General features: G+C 39.0%; 11 protein-coding genes. 9 read left to right on the forward strand and 2 right to left on the reverse strand.

Features of this window, described 5'->3' with window-relative positions; all coding sequences use genetic code 11:
- Window positions 1-18: 18 nt before the first annotated feature.
- Together ATS74_RS15310 and ATS74_RS15315 are read left to right on the forward strand one after the other, a co-directional pair.
- Window positions 19-2,235, forward strand: a complete 2,217-nt coding sequence (locus ATS74_RS15310; RefSeq protein ID WP_058549733.1) for a GumC family protein — start codon at window positions 19-21, stop codon at window positions 2,233-2,235.
- A gap of 13 nt (window positions 2,236-2,248) precedes the next feature.
- On the forward strand, window positions 2,249-2,977 hold the full coding sequence (locus ATS74_RS15315; protein ID WP_058549734.1) for a tyrosine-protein phosphatase: 729 nt from the start codon (window positions 2,249-2,251) through the stop codon (window positions 2,975-2,977).
- A gap of 327 nt (window positions 2,978-3,304) precedes the next feature.
- On the opposite strand, the gene ATS74_RS15320 is transcribed toward ATS74_RS15315, so the two are convergent.
- Together ATS74_RS15320 and rsmF are read right to left on the reverse strand one after the other, a co-directional pair.
- Window positions 3,305-4,435, reverse strand: coding sequence for an acyltransferase family protein (locus tag ATS74_RS15320; protein ID WP_058549735.1), 1,131 nt, complete (start codon window positions 4,433-4,435; stop codon window positions 3,305-3,307).
- Window positions 4,436-4,928: 493 nt separating this feature from the next.
- Window positions 4,929-6,380 (reverse strand): 16S rRNA (cytosine(1407)-C(5))-methyltransferase RsmF, encoded by a 1,452-nt coding sequence (gene rsmF / locus ATS74_RS15325; RefSeq protein ID WP_058549736.1) that lies wholly within the window; start codon window positions 6,378-6,380, stop codon window positions 4,929-4,931.
- 265 nt (window positions 6,381-6,645) lie between these two features.
- On the opposite strand from rsmF, the gene ATS74_RS15330 reads away from it, so the two are divergent.
- The 7 genes from ATS74_RS15330 to ATS74_RS15360 all read left to right on the forward strand — a co-directional run bounded on the left by ATS74_RS15330 (window position 6,646) and on the right by ATS74_RS15360 (window position 18,116).
- Window positions 6,646-7,329, forward strand: coding sequence for a GntR family transcriptional regulator (locus ATS74_RS15330; protein ID WP_058549737.1), 684 nt, complete (start codon window positions 6,646-6,648; stop codon window positions 7,327-7,329).
- Between the two features lie 101 nt (window positions 7,330-7,430).
- Window positions 7,431-8,309, forward strand: a complete 879-nt coding sequence (gene prpB, locus ATS74_RS15335) for a methylisocitrate lyase (RefSeq protein ID WP_058549738.1) — start codon at window positions 7,431-7,433, stop codon at window positions 8,307-8,309.
- 47 nt (window positions 8,310-8,356) lie between these two features.
- The gene (gene prpC / locus ATS74_RS15340) at window positions 8,357-9,484 is read left to right on the forward strand and encodes a bifunctional 2-methylcitrate synthase/citrate synthase (protein WP_058549739.1); all 1,128 of its coding nucleotides are present in this window, start codon (window positions 8,357-8,359) and stop codon (window positions 9,482-9,484) included.
- Window positions 9,485-9,601: 117 nt separating this feature from the next.
- Window positions 9,602-12,211: a Fe/S-dependent 2-methylisocitrate dehydratase AcnD gene (gene acnD / locus ATS74_RS15345; protein WP_058549740.1), complete on the forward strand. Its 2,610-nt coding sequence runs from the start codon at window positions 9,602-9,604 to the stop codon at window positions 12,209-12,211.
- Between the two features lie 12 nt (window positions 12,212-12,223).
- Entirely contained in the window at window positions 12,224-13,390 is a 1,167-nt protein-coding gene (prpF, locus tag ATS74_RS15350) for a 2-methylaconitate cis-trans isomerase PrpF (protein WP_058549741.1), read from the forward strand.
- A 538-nt stretch (window positions 13,391-13,928) separates the two neighbouring features.
- Window positions 13,929-16,961: a hypothetical protein gene (locus tag ATS74_RS15355; RefSeq protein ID WP_058549742.1), complete on the forward strand. Its 3,033-nt coding sequence runs from the start codon at window positions 13,929-13,931 to the stop codon at window positions 16,959-16,961.
- 63 nt (window positions 16,962-17,024) lie between these two features.
- Window positions 17,025-18,116, forward strand: a complete 1,092-nt coding sequence (locus ATS74_RS15360; RefSeq protein ID WP_058549743.1) for a hypothetical protein — start codon at window positions 17,025-17,027, stop codon at window positions 18,114-18,116.
- Window positions 18,117-18,120 lie beyond the last annotated feature (4 nt).

The following is an 18,120-nucleotide window of genomic DNA, read 5'->3' on the forward strand; positions in this document are numbered from 1 at the left end:
TTTACAAGGCAGTAGTAAATGCACCATACAAATGAAAAAATAAACAGTGAAGATATTATTGATTTAGGCGTCTATTTTAATGTAATTAAGCGAGCTAAATGGCGAATTCTTGCTTTTTCTATAGTAGTTACATTACTTGCTATTATGGCGACATTTACGTTAGTACCTAAATATATCGCTACAGCAACTTTACTTATAGAGGCTGAGCAGGCCAAAGCTGTGAGCTTTGAAGAAATATATGGTTTAGATTCAAACAAGAAAGAATATTATTTAACACAGTTTGAGGTAATGAAGTCCGACAGTATTGCGCGTGAAGTAATTACTAAACTTGACTTAAAAACGCATCCCGACTTTATAGGAAAGCCCTCTGTTTTAAATCAGTTAAAGTCAATGGTTAAAAATAAACTGAAAGAACATATACCTTCTCTTAATAAAAAAGAAATCATTGTTTATTCACCAGAAGATCAATCTGAACGTGAAATGCTTAATTTATTAGGCGCTTTCAAATCTCGCCTTTATGTAACCCCAATTAGGAATACGCAATTAGTAAGAATAAGCTTTCAATCGAGTGATCCTAAATTGGCAGCACTCGTGGCTAACACTGTTGGACAAGTTTACATAGAAAGTCAAATGCGCGCTAAAATGGGCATCACTCAACAGGCTAGTAGTTGGCTGAATACTCGATTGTCTCAGTTACGCATCCAATTAGATGATTCTGAAGTACGCCTGCAAGCATATCGAGAGCAACAAAAATTGGTAGATATTGAAGGTATTGCAGGTCTTGCTACACAAGAGCTTGAGCAAATATCGCAGCAATTAATTGTTGCACGTAACGAACAAAATAATTTGCAAAGTATCAATCGTGTAATAAGTGAGTACGGGAATAATAACTTAGAATTGTTAGGCAGTATGCCTGAAATCACTTCTCACCAAGTTATACAAAACGTTAAACGTGACGTTATTGTAGTTGAGAGAAAATTAAGTGAATTAGGTGAAGTGTACGGACCGAAGCACCCTAAAATAATTTCAGCAAAGGCTGAACTTAAAACGGTGAAAGATAACTTAAATAAGCAAATCAAAGGTCTTATCACAGGTATTGAAAAAGAGCTTAATAGAATAACGCGAACTGTTAGCGCGCTTGAGCGAGATTTAGTTAAGATTCGTGCTGAGTATCAGGAGATTACCCGCAAAGAAACCCAATATAATCAGCTTAAACGTGAAGTTGAAACAAATAGAAATATCTTTAACACGTTTTTGTCTCGCTCTAAAGAAACAGAAGTAACTAGTGATTTTAGTTCTGCCGCTGCACGATTTACCGATCAAGCCTATGCGCCTAATAGTCCGTCAAAGCCTAACAAGAAACTTATTATTATTCTGGCCTTTGTCGTTAGCTTTGGGTTTGCAGCAGTAATGAGTTTCGTTTTTGATGCATTAAATGATACCGTTAAAACTAAAAGTGACGTTGAGAGTAAGCTTGCTCAGCGTATGCTTGGATTATTACCATATGTAAAAATACCAAGGAAAAGCCATTTTCCTATTCATGCATACCTTGATGATAACTTTAGAAGGTTTGCTGAGTCAGTGCGAACTTTTCGTACAAGTTTGTTGTTAACTCAACTCGATCGTGAACATAAAGTAATTGCGATTACTTCCAGCTCCCCTGGTGAGGGTAAGACAACTACTTCTGCTAATTTAGCAATGTCATTAGCGCAAATGGGCAAAGTTTTGTTAATTGACGCTGATCTGCGTAAACCAAGTATTGCAAAACGATTTGATATTCCGGTATTTCATCCTGGACTAAGTAATTTAATAGTAGGTACCGAACAACTACCGGAATGCGTTCATATTGATGGTCAATCGGGAGTTGCTGTTATGCCAAGTGGTCAAATTCCAGGAAATCCATTAGAGCTTTTATCGAGTACTCAATTTAGTGAGGTACTTGATATTTTGAAAGAAAAATATGATCACATAGTTATTGATACTCCACCTACACAAGCTGTAAGTGATGCTTTAGTTGTTGCACAAAATGCTGATTCGGTCATTTATGTTGTTAAATCAGATGTTACACGTATTAAACTTATTAAAGCTGGTGTTGAACGTTTATTTGAATCTAAAGCGCATGTTGCAGGTATTGTACTTAATCAAGTCGACATGAATAAGCGTAAAGATGAACACAGTCATGGCTATTACGATTATCATGATTATTCGCAAAAGCCAGAGCAATCAAATTCTTAGTAGGTAATAATTTATGTTTGATATTCATTCACACATTTTGCCTAATCTAGATGATGGCGCTAAAGATATAAAAGAGTCATTAGCTCTTTTAAAAATGGCTCAAGCTGATGGAATAACTCATATGGTAGCTACTCCTCATATACATATTGGACGCTTTGATAATTCTACCACCCATTTGTACAACGATTTAGAGAACTTAAAAGCGCAAGCTTTGGCAAATGGTATTACTATAAATCTTGCTGTTGCTGCAGAAGTAAGGCTTGATATTGAGCTAATGACATTAGTTTTATCAAATAAGCTCCCGTTCATCGGCAAAATTGATTCATTTAATTGTATATTATTGGAGCTACCACATTCACATGTTCCACAGGGCTATGATAAATTTATTAACTGGCTTGCAAAGCAAAATATAAAAGTAATAATACCTCACCCAGAACGTAACCGAGATATACAAGCAAACCCTTTTTATATTGAGCGATTAAATCAATTAGGGTGTGAGTTTCAGTTAACAGCATCAAGCTTGGAAGGGGGATGGGGAGACAGTGCAAAAACAATTAGCTTTGATATGTTGCAGAAAAATTTAGTGAATTACGTTGCCTCTGACGCACACTCACTTAAACGAAGACCTCCAATTTTAAGTAAAGCAAAAAAAATAGTGTCTGAATTACTGGGCGAAGATAAAGCACTTGAATTATTTTATGGTAACCCAAAACGTTTAACTAGTTCGTTATTTAATAATTAATATAATTACACACTCGGCTTCCCACTTATAAATTACTTAAACACATAGCTAGCTGTTACTTATGTTAAAGTCATTGAATAGGATAGGGCTTTATAGCATTAGTGGAGTATATTTGTGTTTTTATAAAGTTTTAAAATTTTTACATTGTAAACTAGAAGTTGAGTTTATATTTTAAGTTAATGAGTTTTATATAAATTAGCGCCTATGCAAGTATTAACTGATGCTATCAAACCACTCAATCTTATAATAATTGTTTATCATTTTTAATGTAGGTTACGTATAGCTAGTCAACAACAATTGCCAAATTTATAAGGCTTGTTGTTTTCATTAACGCAAAGTGCTACCTGTTAATTTGATAAATGGCTTTTCTGGTTTTTTGTTTAAAGCAAGACCTTTTAATTCAATCTTATAATAAGTTATTTTTGATGTGTAGATGATTATTGAAAGCGTAATTAATATCAGAGTGTTATTTATGAGCTGCCCACCAAAATCAAGGTAGCGTTGTGAGTTTATTATTGGTGCTATGCTTTCACCAGTAACTTTTTGTAAAACTATTCCAATAGAGTTAAAGATAAACAATATTGCAGCATGAGTCATATATATTGAATAAGATAACTTACCAGTGGTTTGAAATATTTTTATTTTTAATAACTTTGATATTAAACCAGCTTCAAATGCAAAAAATAATACAGTTAAAAGAAACAAAAAAGGCGCAATTAATGACTTGTATTTAAAGTTAACGCTTACAACGAAAATTATCAGAATTATTAGTAATACCTCTATTAGAGTGGCTAATGCAAGAGGAAATCTAAAATACGATATTTTTTTAAATAGTAGATAAATTACTGTGCCACCAAAAAAACAAGATAAACCTTTTAGTACACTTTCTACTAATAGGTCTGATTTTAAAAATATTAAGCTAAAAGCAATAGCAGAGATGCAAAACCAAACAATAGATTTACTAGTTTTAAAAAAGGCTATAGTAGTAAAAAGTAATGCATAACTGTAAAACTCAATACTTATACTCCACGAAGGGTAATTGAAACTGAGAGGGTCTGTAAAAGAAGTCCATGAATGGATCAGTAGTAGGTTAGGAACAATTTCATTAATTGATGTATCGTTTGTAAAAGGTGGATTGTTAAATGAAATATCCCCGAACTTATAAGCAAATAATTTACCTAGCTCTAAAATTATAAATACTGTTAGCATAAGTATATGTAACGGGTAGATACGGAAGAACCGGGCTTTCATAAAACTTCTAAAATTTAAATCTTTTTTATCGCCGTAACCATGTGCTAATACAAAACCACTTAAAATAAAAAAGAACTCTACGAATACTGCGCTACCTCTAAAAAAATCTAATTCAGTTATTGAGTTAACGAAATGCATATGAAAAATCACTACAGAGATCGCACAAATCCCTCTAAATGCATCAAGTGCTTCAAATCTTCTATTCAAAAGTTAGTCCTTTGATTATTAAGGCAACAGTGCTAAGGTAATTACTAATCCTTTACTGTAATTTTAAATTTTTTACTCTGTTATAATACTATATTCAATTGGTCGCTATGTAAAATCAAAGTGTACTTTCTAATATATTGAAGTTTCTATTACCAGTTTAAATTTTGGTGTTAATAAATAAAGGTAGGATAAGTCTATTTCTGGAGTTCAGCTTAAATAATAACTGTTCAATGGATATTTATATTATTGTAAGTGCTAGGTTTTATAGAAAGTACTATAAAAAAACGCCCAGAGCCATTGTATAAGCTCTGGGCTACAAATGGCTCTTAGTTGAGCCTTGCGCTAACTAAATACACTTTCGTAATTCCTAGGGAGAAGAAGAAAGTACTTAAAAGTTTAGTCAAGCCACTTAGAATTGCATAACTAATTTTGCCATTCGGTTACATTTGATAACAAATCATTAGATTAATTATGCGCATCTTTATACTTTTGTTTATACCCAGCTTATTAACAGAGTATTTTGCACAAGGTCGCGTGGCAAAGAGTTTTTGATCTTATTTTTTTGCCATTTACCCAGTCCAATAGGGCAGCCACATAAGGTTAGTACTACTTCGCCGCTGGCTTTTGTAACGTCTTCTAGGCGTATATCTTTACCATTAAAGTAGTCGTTTGCTTGCTCGTTTGTTAAAGCATATGTATTGCTTTTGCATTCATTACCAAACACGGTAGCAAACTCGTGAGTGAGCCTTACTCCGTTTTTATGAATAATACCTAGTTGAATACCTAAACGTGCGTATTTTATTTTGTTTTGAACGGCTTCAAACCCATCAGGGAATAACCACAGTTCTTTATCGCGCTGCATTAACTTACCTGGCAGTGTTTTTAAGCCAAACTGTTTTTTAAGCTCGCTCATAAAAGAAGTGGTTTGTTTTTTATCAAACTCGTTAAATGGAAAGGCGCCTTTTTTAACACTTTGGGTTGGGTTATTGCTGCTTGCGAGTTTTTTAAACTTAGCGATAAAAAAACCTTCACTGTCGAATGTTTGCGGCCACACATGTAAATAGCCCTTGGCGGTTGTGGCTTTTTCTGCCCCTTGAAATAAATCACTTAGCGATTGCGGCTCAATATAGTCACCAAATTCATTCAGTAGGTAGTCGCATACTTGTTGGTTTTCGAGCGGGGTAAGCGTACAGGTCGAATACACCAGCGTACCGCCTGGTTTTAATGCGTAGAAAGCGCTTTTAATTAAATCTTTTTGAACTTGAGCAATTTTTATATTTGATTCTATTGACCAGTTTTTAAGTGCATCGGCATCTTTACGTACGGTACCTTCGCCAGAGCAGGGTGCATCAAGCAAAATGCTATCAAAGCATTCAAACATATAGTTACCAAATATGACGCCATCAAAATGCGAAAGCGCACAGTTACCTACGCCCATACGTTTAAGCGTAGCGCTAAGTACTTTTAAGCGTGATGACGAAAGTTCGTTGGCAACAAGTACGCCTTGGTTATTCATTATTGCGGCAAGTTGCGAAGTTTTAGAGCCAGGCGCTGATGCCATATCAAGTACGTAATTATCTTGTAAATCTGAGTTTTCAATACTTTGTTTTAGTGCCATAGGCGGCAGCATTGAGCTTGCCTCTTGCACGTACATGGCGCCGCTTAAATGTAAGTCGGTATTGCCTAATGCTAAGTTTTGTTCTTCATCGCTTGGGCGTTCTAGCCAAAAACCCTCATTACACCAAGGTATGGGTGTAAGTTGCCAGTTTTTTCTCTCTGCACGGTGTTTAAATTCAGCAACACTAATTTTTAATGTATTTACACGAATAGATTTTCTGAGAGGGCGACGGCACGCGTTTATAAAGTCGTCTAAATTGAGGTGCGCAGGTAAATAGGTTTTTACGTCGTCAATAAAATGCTCAGGAATAAAAGTGTTGGCGTTCACGCGTTGGCTCGTACATTAAAAAATAAAGCGCGATATTAGCACTTTTAACGCACTATTTCAGTGTTAAATAGCGGCTTTATAATTTTTTGGTATGTCGACATATTGTATTTTTAGTTTAATTTTAAAGCGATTTTATAAGACTTTAGATTAACAGTGTCGACAATGAGTGTGTTTTTTACTCATTTTCACCCTGGGTGGGGTTGACATGTTTTTTTATTAAGCACATAGTTAACCCATCAATTGTCGACAATTTATTTATGAAGCCATGACGCAACCTTTTTTAAACGATACACCTATTACTACAGCATCTGATCAAGTGTTTGTAGATATGCGCCGCGAAATAGTAGAGGGCAGCATAGAGCAAGGCAGCAAAATATCAGAGCCGGAGCTTGCAAAGCGTTACGGCGTAAGCCGTGCCACGCTAAGAGAAGCATTAAATCGTTTAGAAAGCTGTTATTTAGTTGAGCGTAAAGCCAATGTAGGCTGCCGTGTAGTGGCGCTTACAGCAGAACGTTTAATTGAAGTGTATCAGGTTCGTAGCTCCCTTGAAGGGTTGGCTTGTAGGCTTGCTGCCGACAATATGGAGCCCGAGGAAGTTAAAGGTTTAAAGCAATTACTTAATCAGCATTTGCAAACTCAGCGTGTAAAAGAAGGCGAGTCGTATTATCAAGAAGCAGGCGATTTAGACTTTCACTATCGCATCATCAAAGGTAGTAAAAACGCTCATTTAATTCATTTGTTATGTAACGAACTTTATCAATTAATTCGTATGTACCGTGTGCAAATGGGTATGGTGGGGCCGCGTGTATCTAAAGCGTTCGACGAGCACTTAGCCATTATTAACGCAATAGAAAACCATGATGGTGAACTTGCCGAAATGCTTATGAAGCGACACATAAGTGCCTCGCAAGCCAATATTCAAACCAAATTTGATTTATTAGCGAAGTAGAGAGCATAAGCTGCTTCGCTAACAAAAACAGCCAAAATTAAGATCAAAACTAAAACTATAAGTTACTCCATATAGCAACCGTTCAAAGTGAGGAGAAAGTAATGTCAGCAGGATTAAAATTTAAACAGGCCATTGCGAATAACCGCCCATTACAAGTAGTAGGTACTATTAATGCCTACACAGCCATGATGGCTGAAAAAATGGGCCACCAAGCAATTTACCTCTCTGGTGCAGGTGTGGCAAATGCCTCTTACGGTATGCCCGATTTAGGCATGACCAGCCTTGATAACGTACTTGAAGATATTCGCCGCATAACCGGTGCCAGCGATTTACCACTGCTAGTAGATGCTGATACAGGGTGGGGCGGCGCGTTTAACATTGCTCGTACCGTTAAAGAAATGACCAAAGCAGGCGCGGCGGGTTTTCATATTGAAGACCAAGTAGCGCAAAAGCGTTGTGGTCATCGCCCTAATAAAGAAATTGTAAGCCAAGGTGAAATGGTTGACCGCATTAAAGCCGCAGTTGATGCTAAAACCGATAGCGACTTCTATATTATGGCCCGCACCGATGCGTTTCAAAAAGAAGGGTTAAGCGCTGCGATTGACCGCGCAGCTGCGTGTGTTGAAGCTGGCGCAGACGCGATTTTTGCAGAAGCTGTGCACGACCTTGCTGATTACCAAGCATTTTCGAAAGCGATTAATGTACCAATTTTAGCTAACATTACAGAGTTTGGCCAAACGCCTATTTACACAAAAGAGCAGTTAAGCGAGGTAGGTGTTGAAATGGTGCTTTACCCACTTAGTGCGTTTAGAGCTATGAATAAAGCCGCTCTTAATGTGTACTCTGCGATTTTAAATGAAGGCTCTCAGCAAAGCCAAATTGAGAACATGCAAACACGCGCCGAGTTATACGACTTTTTAGATTATCACACATACGAAAACACACTTGATAACCTTTTTTCATCAAAATCTGACAAATAATAACTATTAAAATAGATACCACACACAAATTTAGATAGGAGAAGATCATGGTAGATAAAGCATTAGGCGGAGCAGGTTTACGCGGGCAAGTTGCAGGGCAAACAGCATTATGTACAGTAGGGCAAACTGGCTCTGGTTTAACGTATTGTGGTTACGATATTAGCGAACTTGCCGAAAAAGCACAGTTTGAGGAAGTGTCTTTTTTACTTTCACGCGGCGAGTTACCAACAGCCAATGAACTAGCCGAGTATAAAGCTAAATTAAAAAGCTTACGCGGCCTGCCAGATGCACTAAAAACCGTGCTTGAAAATATCCCTAAAGACGCGCACCCAATGGATGTTATGCGTACCGGTTGCTCTATGCTGGGTAACCTAGAAATGGAACTTGATTTTAGCCAAGCAAACGATGCGATTGACCGTATGGTTGCAGTGTTCCCAAGCATTATTTGTTATTGGTACCGCTTTACACACGATGGCGTTCGCATTGAAACCCAAACTGATGACGACTCAGTAGGCGCGCACTTTTTAAATTTATTACACGACAAAGCACCGAGCGAGCTTTTTGCTCAAGTAATGAATGTGTCACTAATTTTATACGCAGAGCATGAGTTTAACGCTTCTACCTTTACGGGGCGCGTGTGTGCATCAACGCTTTCTGATATTCATTCGTGTGTAACGGGCGCTATTGGCACGCTACGTGGGCCACTTCATGGTGGTGCAAACGAAGCCGCTATGGATATGATTCAAAACTTTACAAGTGCAGAGCACGCCGAGCAAGAAGTTATGGGCATGTTAGAGCGTAAAGATAAAATAATGGGCTTTGGCCACGCTATTTATCGCGAGTCAGATCCGCGTAACGTAATTATTAAAAAATTCTCTGAAAAACTAGCGGCTGAGGTGGGCGATGATGTGCTTTACCCGGTTTCGGTTCGTTGTGAAGAGGTTATGTGGCGCGAGAAAAAACTGTTTTGTAATGCCGATTTTTTCCATGCATCGGCGTATCACTTTATGGATATTCCAACCAAATTGTTTACGCCAATATTTGTTATGAGCCGTGTTACAGGCTGGACTGCACATGTTAAAGAGCAACGTGCTAATAACCGTATTATTCGCCCAAGTGCCGATTACACAGGACCAGACGCACGCAGCTACACGCCAATTGAATCAAGAGGCTGATTAGTTACGCATAATACCAATCCGTAACAATACTTAATTAAGCGGATTGGTATAGGGTGAGCAACACGCTCACCTCTTGCCTTTTTATTTCCCGTCACCTATTAGCGAACATGTATTATGACCATAATTAATAACACCCAATACCGAAAACCATTGCCCGGCTCCAATGTAGATTACTACGACACGCAAGCTGCGGTAGATGCAATAAAGCCAGGCGCTTATGCCACATTGCCTTACACATCGCGCGTACTTGCCGAAAACTTAGTACGCCGCTGTGAGCCTGATATGCTAACCGATGCCCTTGAACAGCTTATTGAGCGCAAACAAGATTTAGATTTTCCGTGGTATCCGGCCCGCGTGGTGTGCCACGATATTTTAGGCCAAACTGCATTAGTTGATTTAGCAGGCCTGCGCGACGCTATAGCCGCTAAAGGTGGTGATCCTGCAAAAGTAAACCCGGTTGTGCCAACACAGCTAATTGTTGATCACTCATTAGCAGTTGAGCACGCAGGCTTTGATCCTGAAGCATTTGAAAAAAACCGTGCAATAGAAGATAGACGCAACGATGACCGTTTTCATTTTATAAACTGGACTAAAACCGCCTTTAAAAATATTGATGTTATCCCGCCTGGTAACGGCATTATGCATCAAATTAACCTTGAAAAAATGTCGCCTGTTATTCAAAACCGCGATGGCATTGCATTTCCCGATACCTTAGTAGGTACCGACAGCCACACCCCGCATGTGGATGCACTTGGCGTAATTGCAGTGGGCGTAGGTGGGCTTGAAGCTGAGAGCGTAATGCTTGGCCGTGCCTCGTACATGCGCCTGCCTGATATAGTAGGTGTTGAGCTTACAGGCACTCGTCAGCCTGGCATTACTGCAACCGATATAGTACTGGCCATTACTGAATTTTTACGCGCTCAGCGTGTGGTTTCGACCTATTTAGAATTTTATGGTGAAGGTGCTGACGCGCTTACACTTGGTGACAGAGCTACCATTTCAAATATGACGCCAGAATTTGGTGCAACTGCGGCCATGTTTTATATAGACGATAAAACAATCGATTATTTGCGTTTAACAGGGCGTGATGAAGAGCAAATCGCGCTTGTAGAAAACTACGCTAAAACGGCAGGCCTTTGGAGCGATAGTTTAAAAATCGCAAAGTATGAGCGTGTTTTGACCTTTGATTTATCTAGCGTTGGACGTAATATTGCTGGGCCTTCAAATCCCCATCGCCGTGTATCAACCAGCGATTTAGCAAAAGAAGGTATATCAGGCAAGGTTGAAAACGAGGAAGGCTTAATGCCAGATGGCGCCTGTATTATTGCTGCTATTACCAGTTGTACTAACACCAGTAATCCGCGCAACGTAATTGCTGCCGGCTTACTTGCGCGTAACGCAAATGCAAAAGGTTTAATGCGTAAACCCTGGGTTAAAACGTCATTAGCACCGGGTTCAAAAGCGGTGCAATCATACCTAGAAGAAGCAAAATTACTCCCTGAACTTGAAAAACTTGGCTTTGGTATTGTGGGTTTTGCTTGCACTACCTGTAACGGCATGAGTGGCGCGCTTGACCCTGTAATTCAACAAGAAGTGATAGATCGCGACTTATACGCAACAGCGGTACTTTCGGGCAACCGTAACTTTGATGGGCGTATACATCCGTATGCTAAGCAAGCCTTTTTAGCGTCACCGCCATTAGTTGTGGCTTATGCTATTGCTGGCACTATTCGTTTTGATATTGAAAAAGATAGTTTAGGGCAAGATCAAAACGGCAATGATATAACGCTAAAAGACTTATGGCCAAGCGATGAAGAAATAGATGAAGTAATAAAACAAAGTGTAAAGCCAGAGCAATTTAAAAAAGTATACGAGCCTATGTTTGATTTAACCGTAGATTACGGTGAAGACAATGACCCACTTTATGAGTGGCGCGAGCAAAGTACTTATATTCGCCGCCCGCCATACTGGGAAGGCGCACTTGCAGGTGAGCGTACCATGACCGGCATGCGCGCTCTTGCTGTACTTGGCGATAATATTACAACGGATCATTTATCGCCATCAAACGCAATTATGGCAAGCAGTGCCGCAGGTGAATACTTAACTAAAATGAATGTCCCAGAAGAGGACTTTAACTCGTACGCAACGCACCGAGGCGATCACTTAACAGCGCAGCGTGCCACGTTTGCAAACCCTAAATTGTTAAACGAAATGGTGCTTGATGAAAACGGCGAAGTTAAACAAGGTTCATACGCGCGTTTAGAGCCTCAAGGTACTAATACCCGTATGTGGGAAGCAATTGAAGCTTATATGCAGCGTAAACAGCCGCTAATAATTGTAGCGGGTGCCGATTATGGCCAAGGCTCATCTCGCGATTGGGCTGCAAAAGGTGTAAGGCTTGCAGGCGTTGAAGTTATAGCCGCAGAAGGCTTTGAGCGCATACACCGTACTAACTTAATTGGTATGGGGGTTTTACCGCTTGAATTTAAACCAGGCACTACCCGCAAAACGCTTAACATTGATGGCAGCGAAAGCTTTGATGTAAAAGGTGAGCCAACACCTGGCGCTACCATTGATTTGGTGATTACGCGTAAAAATGGTGAGGTACTAACGGTACCTATGAAATGCAGATTGGATACGCAAGAGGAGCTTTCTATTTATGCTGCTGGCGGTGTATTACAGCGTTTTGCACAAGACTTTTTAGAAGCAACGCAATCAGCATAAGGGGCGTGCATTATGTTTAAACCACAAATTAAAGTACCAGCAACTTACATGCGTGGCGGCACCAGTAAAGGCGTTTTTTTTAAATTAACCGATTTACCAAAACCTGCCCAAGTGGCAGGTGAGGCGCGCGATAATTTATTACTACGTGTTATAGGTAGCCCTGACCCATACGGCAAACAAACCGATGGAATGGGCGGTGCTACATCAAGCACAAGTAAAACAGTTATTTTAAGTAAAAGTGAGCAATCTAACCACGATGTTGATTATTTATTTGGGCAAGTTGCCATTGATAAGCCGTTTGTAGATTGGAGCGGTAACTGCGGTAATTTAACTTCGGCTGTAGGCGCATTTGCAATAACGAATGGCTTAGTTGATAAAAATACAGTGCCCGACAACGGCGTTGCTATTGTGCGTGTGTGGCAAGCTAATATTAAAAAAAGTATTTTAGTTCATGTGCCTATGACCAATGGTGAAGTACAAGAAACCGGTGATTTTGAGCTCGACGGTGTTACCTTTGCTGCCGCCGAGGTAAAGCTTGAGTTTTTAGACCCTGCCGACGGTGATGGCGCGTTATTTCCAACAGGCAATGTAGTGGATGACTTAGAAGTACCGGGTGTTGGTACTTTAAAAGCCACCATGATCAACGCAGGTATTCCTACTGTATTTATTAATGCTTGCGATATTGGCTATACCGGCACTGAGCTACAAGATGACATAAATAACGATACAGCAGCACTTGAAAAGCTCGAAACTATTCGTGCCTATGGCGCAGTAAAAATGGGGTTAATTACTAATATTAACGAAGCACAAGCGCGCCAACATACACCTAAAGTAGCATTTGTTGCAGGTCCCGCAGACTATACATCGTCAAGTAATAAGTATATTAGGGCAAACAGTATTAATTTGTTAGTACGCGCTATGTCAATGGGTAAGCTTCACCACGCCATGATGGGTACAGCCGCAGTTGCTATTGGTACGGCAGCTGCCATAGAAGGTACGCTTGTAAATATAGCTGCTCGAGGCGGTGCATTAAATGAAGTTAACTTTGGTCACCCCTCGGGCACGTTAAAAGTAGGCGCAGAAGCTAAAAAAATAGCTGGAGATTGGCAAGTTACCAAAGCTAGTATGAGCCGAAGTGCTCGTGTACTTATGGAAGGGGTTGTAAGAGTTCCCGGGTAACTGCATTTTAAACTTAGGTTACTTATATCTAGCAGCTAAATCGTTAGATATAAGTACAATTATAAAGCGCCTTGTTTAGCCGTAATTATACTAAATATAAACGCACTGTTTATATTTCACCATCCATAAATCTTCTAAAACCAATTCTTTATTACTAATAAAAGCTAAAGTGTCATTTTTTTTCGTGTATCTGCCGCATTTACTTGAAGAATATTATTAACAAACTAAATTAAATGTAATATTCGTTTAATAATATGAATATATTGTTTAAGTGGACGTAGGTTCTTTATGAGTTCCCATAGGTATTTGAATCCTAAAGGTGCTGATAAAGAAGTTATGTACCAGTTAAATCAAAAATACTTACTTAAAATGTATAAATATGTAGCAAAACTACATAGCTTAATGGTATTTTTAAAGTTCTAGTAACAAAGGTTATGAATGTGTGTTTGTTTATTGTTTTTGTAAACATAAAGCGTATGCATATCATTATCAACTAAACTAATTTTGATACTCATTCCAGGCTATCAAGGAGAAATAAATGGCAAAGCGTATGATCAAATTTACACCTATTGCAGCTTCAGTTGCACTTACTTTAGGCTTAACAGCATGTGGTACTGATAACGATAGAAACACCTATGTGCCACCTGTTGAATCTTTCTCAGCAACTGGAGAAGCTCAATTTAGTGTTGAAGTTACCGGTAAAGCAGTTAAAGGCGCAATGAAAGGTGCAGTTGTTTCAGTTACTACTTTAGATGACTCAGGCCAAAGTGTTCCTGTTGCTTTTCGCTCTGCGGCTTCAGCAGAAGCTGAAACATTTTCAGAAGAAGGCTTATCTCAAGATGCTGCTGATGCAGCTGTAGAAGCAAGTAAGCAAGCTTCAAACCCTGACGTAGTTACCGATGAAAGCGGTCGTTACAGCATTTATTTAGAAAGTGACTTTACTGGTCCTGTATATATTACAGTAAAAACATCTGCTGAAGGCGATGATAGCTTTTTACGCTGTGATGCTTATGTAGGTTGTGGTGATTACGATGAAGCTCCAGAGGCTGATGACGTAAACGACGGTGACACTAAAATTGAATTTGGTGAATGGTACAAAACAGACTTAGAACTATCTGTAGTAAAATACATCCCTGCGGTAGAAGCTGATACATCGGGCGCAAGTGGCATAGCTGGTGAAGAAAATGTTGATAGCTCTTATAAAGCTAATGCAACTTTCTTAACAACACTAGTAGCAAGTATTCTTATTGAATCTGGTGCTTCTATTGATGAAAGTGCAATTGCATCTGCAAGCCTTGATACTGTTATACAGGTACTAGGCCCTGATGCAGCACTATTATTATCATCTATTATTGGTGATTTATCTAACGGTGGCGCAGTTGATTTAAGTGAAGTAGACGGTGAAGAAGAGCTAAGCGAAGGTATTTTAGCTATTGCGCAGCTCTCATCTTCAATCCAAGGCTTGCCTTCAATTGCAGATGTAATGAGCAGCATTAAAGCTGGCATTCAATCAGGTCAGTTCAAAAATAACACTGATGAAGGTATTGCTGCAATTGCTACAATGTTACAAAGTGCTGTGACAAGCACTTCAAATGTTTTTGTTGCGATTGCTACAGGTAGTGAAGACGATATTAAAGCTGCATTAGAAGCCGCTTACGCTGCAAAAATTCCAGCGCCTAGCGCAGGTGAAATTGTTGCATTTGCAGCAAACTCAGCTGATATTGCTAAAAAAGCAAAAGAAGCTAAAGATAAAGCAGTTAAAAATGGTGCAGCAACAGACGCTGGACTTGCCGCTGCTGCAGAAAAAGTTAAAAAAGCATTAGAAGTAATAGGCTGTACTGATTCAGGTTGTACTGTAGATGAAGATTTTTACGTTGCTTTAGCTGCTGCTTTAACAGCAGAGATAACAGCTTCTCAAACTTCACTTACAGCTCTTGAAATGGATATTGATAGCGCTGAAAGCTCACTTGAAGATGTACAAGCAATGGGTGGCGACGCGCTTACTGCAGATAACGCAGCAGCATTTGTTAGTGCCGTTACGCTTCTTAAAAACGAAGCAGATACAGCTGGCTTATCTGTTAAAGCTGGTTCTATTTATGTTAAATCTCAAGGTTATGTAACTGCAGCAAATGCTTTAGTTGCAGAGAGTTCTGATTATCAACAAGTTCTTGACTCTGCAACATCACTAAATACTGATGCGCTAACAGCTGTTACTGATGCCGTGGCCTATGATGTTGCACTTGCTGCATTAGTTGCTGAAGCTGATGCCGCAATTGAAGATTTTGATATTGAACTTGCTGCTGCTAAGTTAGTAGCAGAAGACACTGCTGGTGTAGCTGACGTTAAAAAGACTGCTGCAGATATGGCTGAAGCTACTTCTACAAGCGCACTTGCTACAGCTGAAGATGCAATGGTAGATACAGCTGAAAATGCAGCCGAAGCTCAAGAGCTTGCAATGAATGCTGTTGAGGCTGCTTCAGAATTTGCGGCAGCGGTTGATGCACTAGAAATTGCTATTGCACAAGCACTTGCTGCTGCAAATGACTACTTAGAACTTGAAGGCGAAGGTGCTCAAGCAATGGTAGATGCATTAGTAGCAATGCAAACAGCTGCTGAGGCTCAAGGCGAATTAGCAAATGAGCAATTTGTAACAGCTTATAATTTACAAATTACTGCTGAAGAAGCGGTTGCTAAATTTGCAGTACTTACTTCAGTTAAAGCTACTTCTGAGTCGCTTTCAACAATGACTGTACTTACTAACACTGGTGGTCAAGCAGTTATTGATGCCGCTGATGTTTTAGCAGACGTTATTGATGAGCTAGCTGATATGGGTAACTCAGGTGAAGGTACGTCTACTCGTCAACCTAACTGGACTTATGCTTACAGCTTGGACGACTTAATACTGATACTTAACAATGAAACCACAGGTGAAACGATCAGTGCTTTTGCTTCTTACCAAGGCGAGCAGTTAGTTGTTGCTTGGGGTGCTACGTTAGTTGGTGGTGATGCTACGGTTGAGTTAATGACTGCAGATTCACAAGCAAACGCACTTACAGATTGTGTTGATTTTGCAGCCGGTACTATTGACGAGACTCAAATTGATTCTTGTTTAATATTTACTTTTGATGGTGAAGTAGATGCTGACACTGTTGATGATGCGGAAATCGTTAATACTGAAACCTGGAACCACGTTGAAATTATGGACGGTGAGTCTGGTTTTGCGGGTATGTTAAATATAACTGCTAATGATGCTACTGATATGGGTACAGTTACCCTTGAAGGTATGTCTGGCGACCTAGACTTTAAAGTTATGGGCATGGTTGATAGCAGTGGTGATGAAGACGAAAGTACATTAGATGTTATGGTTAAAGGTGATACAGCAATGGGTTACACTTTATCTCTAACTGGTATGGAGTCTGAAGGCTACACAGGTGATGTGAAGGCAATGTACAATGGCGAAATGATGTCATTTGGTACTGCGACTAAAGTTACTAACGGTGTATCAATCACTTACATTGATGGTGATGTAGTGCCTTACACAGATGTTGATTTAATCGACGCAAGTAAGTAATTTAAAACTATAAAAGGGAAAAGCTGTGCGCTTTTCCCTTTTTTTATAGAAAGCGATTTTATTATGAAAAAAAAAATTCTCTTGTTAGGATTTTCGACAGCTCTTGTTTCTCCTCTTGCATCCGCAGATAATCAATTTCAAATTTTTACCCACTTTGACGCAGAAATTTATACCGAAGCACAACCAGTACAAGCTTTTGTTGATGATTTTGACGCGCCACTTAAATCAGGTGATAGTGCATTTACCTACAATATATTTGAAGTCGGTGTTGGTTACGGAAATTTTAAAGTTGGCCTACAAAGTCGTTACGATTACGTACTTAATTTTGATCCTGATACTGCGCTATATACTCATACAGAAAAAAACGATTTAGCTTTTGAAGATAGGTTTTACACTTATTATTTAGATGCTAAACAAGCAACCTCTAACGGTGTTTTTGTATCGTATGACTTTAAATTTTTAGACAAAAATGCATTAACGATTACACCTAAACTATCTATTTTTGCCAGTTCTCACTTTCAAGATGCAACTGTAAATGGTCAAATTTACAGTGATGAAGTTGAAGGGACCGTAACCGTAGACTACAACTTTTCAAAAGACATTTTATTTAAAGAATTTACTCCCTCACAAAAACCAGAAGGTTTAGGCTACAGTTTGGATATTTTTGCTGATTGGCAAGTAAACGATGACCTTCAAGTAGGGTTTAGCGTAAAAGATTTACTATATAAAACGGATTACGACGATAGTGGTTCAGTAAAAGGGCAAACAACAGAGATCCCTTTTAGAGAAGATGATAATGGCGATATTGTTACTCAACCAACGGTTTCATTACAAACGTCTGCTTATGGAAACACTCAATCACATGATTTAGAAATGGAAATGCGTTTACAAGCATTTGCTGATTATAGAATTAATGAGCGCTTTTCAACTCAGCTAACAATTAAACGCTACGATCAAGACACATTTAATCAATTAAAAGGGCGTATTCACTTTTGGGACCATTGGAAAGTCCAAGCTGGTTACGAAACAAAAAGTGAGGCTTTTTTGGTTGGTATAGAAAACGAGTATTTTGGTCTTAATTTACAAACTGATAGTTTAGATTTAGATAAAGCCTATTATGCAAATGTGAATTGGTATATGAACATTAAGTTTTAAGGAA

This window comes from Pseudoalteromonas sp. H103 (genome assembly GCF_001469205.1).
GTDB classification, from domain to species: Bacteria; Pseudomonadota; Gammaproteobacteria; order Enterobacterales; family Alteromonadaceae; genus Pseudoalteromonas; species Pseudoalteromonas carrageenovora.